The following is a 12,173-nucleotide window of genomic DNA, read 5'->3' as shown; positions in this document are numbered from 1 at the left end:
CCAGTAGTCATGGGGCGCATTTCTGGTCTGTGCGATCCGCCGGAACTCGCCGCTGCCGTCGATCTTGAGTGCCAGGATTTCCTGCGCGAACGGCGCCCACCCCTCGTGGCGACCGACCTCGTMCGGCATCCCGGAATAGCTCAGGAAAACCCAACCGGGCCGTCGCATCGCCAGGGAAGCGTGCTGAGCCTCGCCATAGCGGGTCAAGGTGGTGACGACACCATCATCGAGACGCCGCTTGATAACCTGGAACTGGTCGGGAGGCGCCTTGCTGATGCCGACATAGACCTCGCGGCCGTCCGCATCCACCGTCATGTCACCATGACCGGGTCGGTGGTTCTCGGTCCAGCTCTGCACCAGAGCCCCTTCGAGCGTGAAAATGAAGGTCTGGTTGGTCTCGTCCGGCAAGCTCTGGAGGCAATAGACATGTACGCCCAAGGGAGAGATGGAGCAGGCATTGCTCTGGCCTGGGAGCTTGGCGAGCGCGATGTCGGGAAACTTCGTCCGGGTCGTCAGGTCGTAGGCGAAGGCGACCAGTGCCCCACTCTCCGAAAGTGCCCGCACGACGATACGGCGACCGTCCCAGGACGGGTTTCCCTTGTAGGGGCCGAATTGAAGGTTGCGATGATGGTCTGCGGTGTAGACCACGCGCTCGAGATTGGTTCGCGGTGCCCAGAACGAAACGGTCTGCCCCCCAACGCAGATCATCAGCTCCGGATTGCGCGGGTGCCATTCGCATTCGCCGCTCCGGGTGCGCCGGAAGAGCGGCGCATAGCTGCGGCCATCGAGAAAGCACAGGCCGTTGCAGCCATTGACGATGACGAGCAGGCTCTGATCCGCGTTCCAGGCCTGGGCGCTCGAATAACGATGGCTGCAGTGGCCGGGGCCGCACACGATGCCCGAGCCCAGTGGTCCCGGCCGGGTCACCCGCGTGAATGCCACGCCGAAGGCCGGGTCCGATGCAGGCTGCAGATATCCGGGCAGCGGCATGTCCACCGGCGCGACCAGCTGCGCGGCAGAGAGGTTGTCGGCTGCGGCCGCGGGCCAGAATGCCGGCACGAGCGCGGCGGCCAAGAACGCCCCGAGCCATGATCTCGGAAGAACCGACCTCATGTGATGAAGTCCTTCTGGCGGCGAACCTGCCCCGCCGCCACGCGGGTGAGCCACCACGCGATCGTCCGTTCCAGGCCCTCGCGCAGGCTCGTGCGCGGTCGCCAGCCGGTTTCGCGCTCGAAGCGGGAGCAGTCGGCCAGCAGTGCCCGCACCTCGGAATTGACCGGCCGCATCCGCGTCTCGTCGCGCAGAACCGGCTTTTGGCACGCGCTCAGTTCGCGGATCAGCTCGATCAGGTCCGCAACGGTCACCGCCCGCTGACTGCCCGCGTTATAGGCGTGCCCGTAATCGACCGCGACCGCGCTGCCTGCGGCCATGAACGCCGCGACGGTGTCCTCGACGAAGGTCAGGTCCCTGATCGGCGTGGTGTCGCCCACCATGATGGCCGTGCAGGCCGGGTCGAGCGCCTGGCGAATGATGGTGGGGATGATTGCCCGCTCGCTTTGACGGGGTCCAAACGTGTTGAACGGCCTGAGCGTCACGACCGGAAGCCCGAACGACCGCGCAAAGGCCTCCGCCATCATATCGGCGCCGATCTTGGACGCCGAATAGGGCGACTGGCCCTGGAGCGGATGGGTTTCGCTGATCGGCATCGTCAGGGCCGTGCCATAGACCTCGCTGGTCGAGGTGTGGACGATCCTCTCCGTGCCATGCTGGCGCGCCGCTTCGAGCACGTTCAGCGTCCCCAACACGTTGGTCTCCACATAGGACTGGGCAGCCAAGTAGGAATGGGGAATGGCGATCAGAGCGGCGAGGTGGAAAACGATCTCCTGGCCCTGCACGATTCGCCCGATGAACGCGGCGTCGCGAACGTCCCCCCGCACGAGATTCAGCTGATTGCGGGTGGCCTCTGGAACATCGTCGAGCCAGCCATGGCTGTCGAAGGAGTTGTAGAGGGCAAGGGCCGTGACCTTGGCGCCGTCGCGCACCAGCGCCTCGGTCAGATGGGACCCGATGAAACCATCGGCTCCGGTCACCAGCACGCGCATGCCGCTGTAGCTCATTGAGCTGCTCCCTCGGACTTGGTTGCTTCACGGGTTTCGGCAACACCTGGCCGGCCTGTCCGCTGAGCGGGCACGGCCTGCGACGGGACCCAACCGAAGACGGCCAGAACGCCCCGCATGAGCCACCCAATGTCGCCGACGACGCTGTGATGGGGGAAATAGGCGAGATCGAGCCGCGCCTTGGTCGGAAACAGCACATCCCGATAGAAGCGCGTCGGGTCCATGTCCGGCGGGTAGAGACTGCCCTCGTTGCGGAACAGGATCTGACTAGGCCCCAACAGACCTGGCTTGTGCTCCAGAACCTGTTCGAAGCCATTCTGGAAGCAATCGGCAAAGGCCAGCGACTCGGGACGCGGCCCGATAATGGCCATGTCGCCCCTCAGGACGTTCCAAAGCTGCGGAAGCTCATCGAGTTTGGTCGCGGCCAGAACGCGGCCGACCGGTGTCATCCGCCCGTCCTTGGCCATGGTCAGGGGACATCCCTCGGTGCCGCAGGTGGCTGCGAACTTACGGAACTTGTACATGCGAAAGGGCTGCCCGCCCTTTCCCAGGCGGGCCTGGGAAAACAGGATCGGCCGACCGCCCTCCAGCCAGATGGCGCAGGCAATGACCAGCATGGGCAAGGCCAGGACCAGGGCGGCGGCAGATGCGACGATGATGTCGAAGGCGCGACTCGCGATCGCGTTCATATCGACGCCCACCGCAGAATGCCCGATCTGGCGGGGCATCATGCGACGGCCTTGACGACGGTTTCGGCCTGCACGGCACGCGCCAATGTGCCCACGACCAGTTCGACCGTTTCGGCTTCCATCCGCGGATGGAGGGGCAAAGTCAGCTCACGCAGCGCGAAGTCTTCGGTCCGCGGCAGCTGCACGCCGGGGCAGAGCTCACGGTAAAGCGTCATGAGATGGACCGGAGGGTAGTGTATCGTCGTCTGAATGCCGTTCTCCCGCAGGTGATCGATGACCTCCTGCCGCACGACACCGGCCGGCAAGACAACCGGCATGATGTGGAACGTGGATAGCCGCGGCTGCTGGAAAGGTACCGTGACGGACGGGCAGCGTTCGGCGATGAGCTGCCGGTAATCGGCCACCAGGCGGCTCCTGACCTCGTTCCAGCCCGGCAGCTTCCGCAGCTGGACAAGACCGATGGCGGCCCGCATCTCGTCCATGCGGTAGTTGAAGCCAAGCATGGTGACATCATAGGTCGGCGTGCGCGCGTTCAGGCGCTGGCGCGTTCCACTGGTCATGCCGTGCCCCCGCGCCTGCCGGATCGTCTCGAGCAGGGCGGAATCGCGGGCGATGATCGCGCCGCCCTCGGCGGTGGTCATGTTCTTGTTGCCGTAGAAGCTGAACGCAGCGGCTTCGCCGAAGGTCCCGACCTGCCTCAACCCGGGCGCATGTGCAGCATCCTCGATCACCAGCAGCCCTTTCCGGCGAGCGAAGTCCCGCCAGGCCTCGCGATCGGCGAGATAGCCGGCGAAATGAACAAGAATGACGGCCTTGGTCCGTGCGGTGCAGCGGGCCTCGGCGTCGGCCAGCGACATCAGCGGAACATCCGCCGACTCGATATCGACGAAGACGGGCGTCGCGCCGACATAGACCACGCAATTGGCGGTAGCGACGAAGGTCAGGGCGGGAACCAGGACCTCGTCGCCTGGCCCCAGTCCCAGGGCATGCAGAATGAGGTGGAGGGCCGCCGTACAGGAATTGACCGCGACGGAATCCTCGACGCCATGGACTTCGGCAAAGGCCTGCTCGAAAGCTCTGACCCGGTCCCCCATGGTCAGCCAGCCACTGTCGATGACCTCTGCAAGGGCAGTCTTCTCTTCGGGGCCCAGGATGGGCTCGGCAACCAGCAACATGGAAGGCTCCATCACGCGTGGCGGACAAGTCGCCGGCGCCGAACGGCGCCGGCCAGACCGGCGTCGTCAGGCCGCGACAGGGTGCTCGATCACAACGGACTGCTCGTCCCAGGCGACGTCCTGCGCCTTGTGGAAGTCGTCGACGCGACCGATGTCGAGCCACACACCCTCGTGCTTGAAGACGTGCACGGGCGTGCCAGTTTCCAGCATCTGGAACATCAGGTCGTCGAACCCGAAGGGCACTCCCGACGGAATGAACTCGAACACTGAGGGATCCATGCAGTACAGGCCCATGCTCACCAGATGCGGCAGCGCCGGCTTTTCCCGGAAGGTCTTGACCTCGCCATCAACCTCGTCGATCACGCCGAAATCCATCTTGATCGTGCGAGTGGTCGTCGCGATGGTTACCGGGCCCGGATGGTGCCGATGGAAGCTGGCAAACTGGCTGAGGCTGATATCGGTGAGCACGTCGCCGTTGAGCACGAGGAACGTGCTGTCGAGCTGGTCCCGCAGCAGCGAAAGCGGGCCGATCGTACCGAGCGGCTCGACTTCCTGGGTATAGGTGATCTTCATGTTCCACTGCGCGCCGTCTCCGCAGAAACTGCGAATGAGATGGCCGAGATATCCGGTCGTGACGAAAACCTCCTGGATTCCGTTCCGGCGGAGCCACTTGAGCAGCAGCTCCAGGACCGGCCTCGATCCGATCGGCATTAGCGGCTTCGGCAGGACCGAAGTATAGGGGCGCAGACGGGTGCCCTTGCCGCCGCATTGGATCACAGCCTTCATCCGAGCCTCCTATAAGTGGTCTGCGGCTACGTGCCGCTCCGGCTTGCTACGTGTGGCGCCGGGCATGACAGCGGTGGAGCGGTGTCGGAGTGCCTGACACGTCACGGCACAAGGCACCGGTTGGATCACCACGCACATAGTTCACCCGGTCATCTGGGAGAGGATGCTATGAGCGCCGTAACCCACTGTCTTCGTTCGTTTGCATGATGGAGGCGGGGCATGCCGCCATCGGCTCTTCTGCCTCCGGGCCCGGCGTCGCGTATTTCCCGCGATAGCCTTCACTCCCGGCCGGCGCGCCTCCCGGATCCCGCCTCTCCTGGAGAAGCCGGCTGGCCGGTCCGATGCAGGGTCCAGGCGGCCCCTTCGACGAGAGGATTCCCGATGCCGCGTGTCTCTGGTCCCTCTTCAGTGACCAGGCTGCGCGACACGGGCTACGGGCGCCCGCTGACCGCGGCCTGCACAGCGGCTGTCCTCGCCCGGCACAATCCACCTGGCGCTGAGTGATATCCTGGCTCTCACGGGCGACAGCCCCTGCCGCAGGGCCGATGATCGCGGTCGCCTCCGCCGTTGGCGGCAWCTCGAGTCACCCCAGCCAATGCCTGTCCCCCGCCCCGACGCCGGATCAAAAGCATCGGCCGGTGAAATGGATTCCAGCTCTCGGGAAGGCTGGGTCATCGGACCGGAAACGGGGTCCGGTCCGATGCTCTAATGGGAGAGCGCCGCATAGCCGCGTGCTGCGGGCTCCTCCGCAACGGCTCGCGATGGGCGCATCCTGGCGAGAACTGCGGCGCTGATCCGATCGATCGACAGATTGCGGCTCGGGGCATCGATGCTGCTGACTCGGATCATGGGGAGCCCGCGCGCACCGACCAGGCCGGAGATTAGGTCGACATGGTCCAYGTGATCCAGGCTGCCTTGCAGGTCGATCTCGAGGTAGCGCTGAAGCGGGCCGATCCTCTGTCGACGATCCCGAAGGCGCGCCTCCAGGAGGGGGCGTGGCGCCTCGAAGCGGATGAGCAGGTCCGGCTTCGGCACGCAGTCGAGCGCGCGTCCGACAGGGTCGCGCTCGACTATGCCGCTGAGCAGAACGAGCGAGGCGACCGCCTGGACCATGCCCTGATCGAAGATCGTGATCGCATCCGAGGATTGCGCCGCAGTCCATTCGCGATGGAGCAGCGCCAGGTGCCAATGCAGGCGAACGCCCCATAGCCGATCCTTCGGTGGCAGGATCCTGAAGAGATCCGCGACGCCGTCGGCCGAACCGGCRGAGTTGAGCAACCGGGCGCTGGCCAGGCATTTGAGGACAACGCGTCTCAGCGGGTGAGCCCGCACGCCGATCAGGGGGGTCACGACATAGCCAAGACCGCGCAGATGGGCGGTCAGGGCGGACGCCATCGTCGTCTTTCCCGCCCCGGACGGCCCGAACATCTCGAGGATCATTACAAGCCTCTTCCTCTTGCCTTGACGCTCAGAGCCGCATCCTGACCTCGGAAAATTAGGCCGAACAGAGAGATGTTGATCTCCATGTCCAGAAAACCGCCATGGGAGTCTGGTCTATCCAAATCGAAGAGGCCTTATATCCACTCCCTAAACAATATCCCATCGCTCTCTATCGTCTTTCGGATATTGGATTCCGCCACTACTTTGATTTCTCTCTCGAGACGTTTCATGTAAATGGAATGGAATTCTATATATGCCGCGTATAATTCTCTATGAGCTCCCGTATTTATCATATCAAATAGTATTTCGTATTCAGCACCTTCGACATCGAGCTTGAGAACGACGACATCATACAGCATTTTCTTTGCCATGATGAGCTTCGACAGCGAGAATGTCTCTACGACGTCAGAATCTGCATCCCCCGCGGCATACAGGCTGCTATTGTGCTCGGGAACGATCGATCGCCCTTCATAGGTAGGTTGGCGTCGATCCGACGGAGGCCCAAACAACTTGGTGAAGCCCTCCCGGACGCTCGCCGCCTTACCGATTATCTCGATATTCGCACTCGAACTCGCCTGGAGGGCCTGAAGATATGGCAGACAACTCTTGTTGGGCTCTATCATGATGAAATCAAAGTATTCTTCGGTATAGTACMGACTGAATACGCCATATCCCTGCCCGACATTTGATCCGCAATCGATGAAAAGCCCTCGCCCGCAAGAGCTGCTCTTTATCTTGGCGATAGCGCGCTTGGCGTCAGCGGACACGGCGATCCGCACGCGCATTGATCGAACTGGCGCGCTCAGCGATAGAGCGGACAACTCCAGAAATCGGAGTGCACCCTCGTCCTGCAAGACGTCGGCTGACTGCTGAAGCTTCGCCGAGAGTCTGGCACTGAGACGTCCGGCTGCCCCCATTGCGGCGTTAGTCATTCCTACCTCCATGACCGCAATACGCCTTGAGCGATGTGCGGCCTCACCTGCCACGCGCCCGGCCCATTCCTATCCAAGCATCCCATCCACCCTGATCGACGGAACGTCGCTCCATGCGTCTCGTCGAGCCCCGGCGCCAATCGACTTCTGCCTGTGGCCCGAGCACATCATGGCTGCACAGTCTCGCGAAGCAGCGGGTCAGGCCGTCAGAGGACACTATGGAGACGCCTTGTGAGCGTCATCGTCCATTCGAAGGATACTGCGGACGCCCCCCCGCGAAGGGCCGTCAGGGATGCCATCCGATCGCTGGCGAGATCACGCCTTCGCCAGCGATCCGCCTGGAACGCCATCGCCCCCGTCAGACCACTCCGGCGTCGGATCAAGACAGGCCGGCTGGCGCGCGCGTGAAAGCCTGCGGTTGCGACAGACGTCCGTGTTTGCCGCATCAGACCGGCGCATCCGCAAGGGCGTAGCGGCCGGCTTCTCACCTGTCCTTGCGATGTGAGGAGAAGCGATGCAGAGCTTCCGTTCGCCGAGCTGCCCGCATCGCCGCAATGTCTTGGCTCCGCCACAGCAACCGATGTCACCAGCCCAAGTCAAATCACCAATCCGCCTCGCCGAACGTGCTACTTCGAAACCCGATATCGCTTCGACCACGCTCGGCGCAGGACGAGACCAGCCGCCAGCCCGATCATACTGCCGGCAATACTGCACGCCGCATCGACGACTCGTGGCGTGCGGCCCGGAATCCAAAATTGGGCCAGTTCGAACCCGACGGCGCCAATGATCAGCAAGGCGGCAGACAAGGGGGCGCCCTTGCGCCCGTAGACCACAGCGAAAATTCCGCCCGTGACCGCATAGGCGAACACGTGCTCCAGCTCGGGTGGCGCCCGGGTTCTGAACTCGATGCTTCCGGGCAGGATCGAGGCAATGCCGACGAGGGAGAAGGCGCACCAGGCGACAGCCCGCCAGTGCTTCCAGCGGACAAGCCTGTCGATACCGGCGCTGCGTTGCTCCGGGTGGAGGCGGCGCGCCGAAGCAAGCCCGCTCCTCACGGCAGGACCGCGACACGGGCAAGCAACGTGACCAGCTCCGCTTGGCGCCTGGTCTGCGTCTTGGCGAAGACCGAGGCCAGCTGGGAGCGAATGGTGGTTCGGCTGAGACGCCGACTGCGGGCGACATCCGCCGGCACATCGCCGCGCGCCATTTGAATCGCCAGGCGCGTCTCGGCCATGGTCAGGCCAAACATGCGCTGAAGCATGAAGGGATTGGGCTCCAGWTGAGCATCAAGATCGAGAAGCATCACTACGCTGGTGCCGTCCGGCATGTCGTCCGCGACCTGATTGAGAACGAGAGGCGCATCGTCCTTGTCCGAAATGACGATCCAGGTCAGCGGGCCGAGTGACGGGCGGTTCGGCGCGCGCGCGATCAATCGCTTGAAGGCGCTCGTCAGTTGGTCGAGGCCTTGAACCGAGCCCGCCTCACGGCCAAGGATCAGCCGGGCCGTGGCGTTGGCTTCGACGATCTTCCGGCGGTCCTCGAGGACAAGATAGCCGCAGCCGATGCGGTCGAGCATGCTCAGAGCCACGGTGCCGCGATAATTGCTTGGGGGGGCTACGCCCGCCCCGCCCTCTTCCTGGTCGAGAACTGGGGACGCGCAAAGAGGCCCGACGAGGCCGGCATTCAAGGGCATCGCATGACGGACGGACGCACCCAGGGGCGCCGGCGCTTCGACAGATCCGCTGACCAATGACATATCGGCACTCTCCTCGATGTTCCGCATTCCGGACCAGAGACCATCCGCTTAACCTCACTCCGCAAACCATGTCGGTTGAGATGACGCGGCCACTCACAGCTCTGGTAAACTCAATTGCTGCAAGACATCGCGCACAAGGAGAGAGGAATTACTATGTATTATACTCAAATTACCTTTGATTATGTCGTCAATTTGGAAAATTATCTTATATATTCGCGCGCTCCGAATACATTGCTATAGAACAATATCGGAACCATGAGGGAACAATATCAGAAAACCCCGGAGCGAAAACGCATTCAAAGGAGCCAGTCGGCCTACACCCAAAGGTTAAGGTCCCGCCCCCCCGAAAGGCCATGCCGGCCGGCCTGCATACACCGGCCGCTGTCCCCGGCAAGGAAGGGCTACCCAAATTGGACGAACGGGCCGCGGCGGGGCAGCAGGCGGGCTCATGCCAGCGTGCCACGGAATGCTGACGGTCCCCCGTGGGTAGAGGTGATCGTCTCCATGCGCGCATGGAGATAGAGCCCCTGGAAGTGGCCGCGCTCGACAGACTCGAGCCCCGGGGCTCGCCCTCCATCCGGGCAGGCTCGCTCCGAGGCCGTTTCGAGTTCAAACCCGGCCGCTGCACGCACAAATTCGTGACGACCTGAAGATGCGTCGGGAGACTACATGTTCTCTCCGGTCCCTGCACAGTTGGCCGGCTGTCTGGTTTTCGCGCCACGGCCGCTACCGCGACGCCTCTTCCGGCGGCCCCGCGCCAATGCTGGCATCCTACGCCTGCCAGCACGTGAACCCGCTGTCAGCCGGGCCGAGCCGGCCTCTTCCACGCAAACCATAGCGTGAGGCAGAAGCTGTCGGCTTCAAGGCGAACACCCTGCCGCCTCTGAAGCGATGAGGCCGGCGATCGCCGGATTCTTCCCCCGACCATGCGGAAACGCACCGATGCCGGCGCCCTACGCCATTTACGTCCGGTTCCGATCCGTCATCCAAATGAATGAGGACAGTGCAGAGCCTGCTCCATACCGTGATTTCCTACCGGATACGGTCCTGTGGGGCAGGAACGCGCCGGAAAAGGTCATCAGGCCGAGCGCTTGCACTCAGGGGTCAGGCCCCCGCAGTCCCAGCTCCTGGCAGGAGGAGTCAAAATGGTTCCGCATGTGCTTTGCGTGGGAGGGGAGGACCATTCGCTGCGCATCCCGTTCCTAGCAGCCTTGCAGGACCGCGGCTTTCGGATAACGGCAGCCTCGACCACAGACGGGGCCGCCTTCTTGCAAGCCGGCCTGGCTCATCGGCGTTATCAATTCGACCGGTTCGATAGTCGCGGCGCCGATCTCGCTGCCATCCGCCAGCTCGCGAAGATGATCGCGGATATCGGCCCAGACATCGTCCAAAGCTTCGATACGAAGCCCAATCTGCTGGCCCCCCTCGCGGTCCGGGGCAAGGTCGCCGTGGTGCGAACCATCAATGGGATGGGTTGGGTGTTCTCGTCCGAGACGGCCCGCGCGCTCGCCCTCCGGCCGGTCTACTGCGCCTTGCAATGGCTCGCCTCCCGCTGGACCGCGGCTACGGTTTTCCAGAACCGCGCCGACAAGGCCTATTTCGAGAGTCACAGGCTGGTTCGAGGGGACCGCGCTCATCTGATCCGCGGATCGGGCATCGACATTGCCGGCTTCGATCGATCGCACGCCCGTGGCCCCGTCACTGCGGCGCTAAGGGAACAGCTCGGCCTCGGGACGGACGAGATCGTCATCACGGTCAGCAGGCTGACGCAACAGAAGGGAATTCCGACGCTGCTGGAGGCCGCTTCGCTGGTCAGGAAGGTGCGCCCGGGTGTGCGCTTCCTGCTCGTCGGTCCACGAGAAAGTGAAGGGCCCTTCGCGGTCGCTCAGGACGAGATCGACCGGCAGGCTCCCCATGTGATGGCGCTGGGCGCGAGGAAAGACGTGCCGGCCCTGCTCGCCCTTGCAGAACTGTTCGTCCTGCCGACGGAATATCGGGAGGGGATCCCGCGCGTGCTGCTGGAGGCCGGCCTTGCGGGCTTGCCGATCGTCACGACCGACATGCCCGGCTGCAGCGATGTGGTCACGCATCACTGGAACGGCCTCCTCGTGCCACCGCGCGACCCGGGCGCTCTCGCCAGCAGCATCCTCGAGCTCCTCGAAGACCGGCGCAGAGCGCTTGAAATGGGTGGTCGATCCGTAGCGCTGGTTCGACGCGAATTCGGGCTCTCGACGATCGTCGGACATTACACTGAGCTTTATCGGCAGGTTCTGTCGGAACAGGGTGGTACGGACAAGGCTGCGGGCAGGTCGCGGTCGCCGATTCTGGAGGGGGCCGGCGCGCTCCGCGGTGTCGGAGAAGGGGAATGATCCGAAATGCGCTCCTCGGAGCGGGGCTCGTGCTGTCTTCCGCATCGCAGCTCCGCCTGCCCGGCCTGCCGATCGGCCTAGGCGAGCTCTGCCTTGCGCTCTGGATCGGCCTGTCGGCGACCCGATTTCTGGCCGGGTACCCGATGGCGGCCAGTTCAGCCTTGACCCGACTGAGCGCATTCTGGGCCGTGTTCGCGCTCACCTTGAGCATAGGCGCGTGCATCGGACTTCTCTTCGATCCGCTGACCGACGTCGGCGCCATGGTGCATGACTCCACCGCCTATCTGCTCATGGCCTGTGTGACGATATTGTCCGTGGCCGAACCAGACAGTGACAACCGCCTGCGGCAGACGGCCTGGTTCGTCATCGTCTTCGGCAATATCGGCCTCGCGCTGCAGATTGCCATCGGCTGGGGGCTGCTCCCTCAGGGTTCGCTCGATCCATGGTACTGGGACCGCTTTCGCGGCTGGTCCGAGAACCCCAACCAGGCTGCGCTCTATTGCGCCGTGTTTGGTCCGCTCGCGCTCCATCTGGCGATGAGCGCGGAGACGGGCTTCGGCCGCGTCTCCGGCTTTGCTTTGGCGGTCCTGCCCGTGGTCTTCGGGCGATTGACGAAGAGCGACGCCTTCTTGGGTGCCACGGTCATCTCGAGCACGTTCCTGATCGGGTTGCGGCTGCGGACCTGGCTGGCCATGCCAGGATACAGCATGCGTTACATCGCAGCCGTCCTCTTCATCCTGGCGGCCCCGCCCACCACGATCGCGCTGTTGCCCTACGGCATCGCCGCTGCCGACGAGGCGGAGGATTTCGCCAAAAGCCTGGCCAAGGACAAAGGCGGGGACGGGACCGTAGCCACAGCCAATCTGCGGTTTCTGCTTTGGCAGCAAGCACTGCTGAAAGGGTTAGGGT

General features: G+C 63.7%; 10 protein-coding genes and 1 pseudogene. 2 read left to right on the top strand and 9 right to left on the bottom strand.

The annotated features are described in order from the left end of the window. The 9 genes from AC1D34_RS25115 to AC1D34_RS25075 all read right to left on the bottom strand — a co-directional run. On the bottom strand, positions 1 to 1,113 hold a 1,113-nt coding region (locus tag AC1D34_RS25115), incomplete at its 3' end, for a hypothetical protein (protein WP_476825663.1). Further along, positions 1,110 to 2,117, bottom strand: a complete 1,008-nt coding sequence (locus tag AC1D34_RS25110) for an SDR family NAD(P)-dependent oxidoreductase (protein ID WP_441490654.1) — start codon at positions 2,115 to 2,117, stop codon at positions 1,110 to 1,112. The genes AC1D34_RS25115 and AC1D34_RS25110, both read right to left, overlap by 4 nt. Further along, positions 2,114 to 2,806, bottom strand: a complete 693-nt coding sequence (locus tag AC1D34_RS25105) for a sugar transferase (protein ID WP_476825662.1) — start codon at positions 2,804 to 2,806, stop codon at positions 2,114 to 2,116. The genes AC1D34_RS25110 and AC1D34_RS25105 overlap by 4 nt, the downstream gene beginning before the upstream one ends. Positions 2,807 to 2,844: 38 nt before the next feature. Further along, on the bottom strand, positions 2,845 to 3,981 hold the full coding sequence (locus AC1D34_RS25100) for a DegT/DnrJ/EryC1/StrS family aminotransferase (protein ID WP_476825661.1): 1,137 nt from the start codon (positions 3,979 to 3,981) through the stop codon (positions 2,845 to 2,847). Between the two features lie 66 nt (positions 3,982 to 4,047). After that, positions 4,048 to 4,767: a nucleotidyltransferase family protein gene (locus tag AC1D34_RS25095; RefSeq protein ID WP_441490651.1), complete on the bottom strand. Its 720-nt coding sequence runs from the start codon at positions 4,765 to 4,767 to the stop codon at positions 4,048 to 4,050. Positions 4,768 to 5,472: 705 nt separating this feature from the next. Continuing rightward, positions 5,473 to 6,207 (bottom strand): hypothetical protein, encoded by a 735-nt coding sequence (locus AC1D34_RS25090; protein ID WP_476825660.1) that lies wholly within the window; start codon positions 6,205 to 6,207, stop codon positions 5,473 to 5,475. A 134-nt stretch (positions 6,208 to 6,341) separates the two neighbouring features. Next, the gene (locus AC1D34_RS25085) at positions 6,342 to 7,139 is read right to left on the bottom strand and encodes an FkbM family methyltransferase (RefSeq protein WP_476825659.1); all 798 of its coding nucleotides are present in this window, start codon (positions 7,137 to 7,139) and stop codon (positions 6,342 to 6,344) included. Between the two features lie 626 nt (positions 7,140 to 7,765). Then, complete coding sequence (locus tag AC1D34_RS25080) at positions 7,766 to 8,194, bottom strand: VanZ family protein (RefSeq protein WP_476825658.1); 429 nt, start codon at positions 8,192 to 8,194, stop codon at positions 7,766 to 7,768. Next, the gene (locus AC1D34_RS25075; protein ID WP_476825657.1) at positions 8,191 to 8,715 is read right to left on the bottom strand and encodes a helix-turn-helix transcriptional regulator; all 525 of its coding nucleotides are present in this window, start codon (positions 8,713 to 8,715) and stop codon (positions 8,191 to 8,193) included. The genes AC1D34_RS25080 and AC1D34_RS25075 overlap by 4 nt, the downstream gene beginning before the upstream one ends. Before the next feature lie 1,325 nt (positions 8,716 to 10,040). Between AC1D34_RS25075 and AC1D34_RS25070 the strand changes: the two genes are divergently transcribed. After that, entirely contained in the window at positions 10,041 to 11,264 is a 1,224-nt protein-coding gene (locus AC1D34_RS25070) for a glycosyltransferase family 4 protein (RefSeq protein WP_476825656.1), read from the top strand. Between the two features lie 188 nt (positions 11,265 to 11,452). Further along, a pseudogene (locus AC1D34_RS25065) lies at positions 11,453 to 12,173 on the top strand (O-antigen ligase family protein); the annotation flags it as partial.

Source organism: Allobosea sp. P1_A7, from assembly GCF_056406775.1.
Note: the sequence above shows the minus strand (reverse complement) of the source record. Positions and strands in the feature narration are given on the sequence as shown.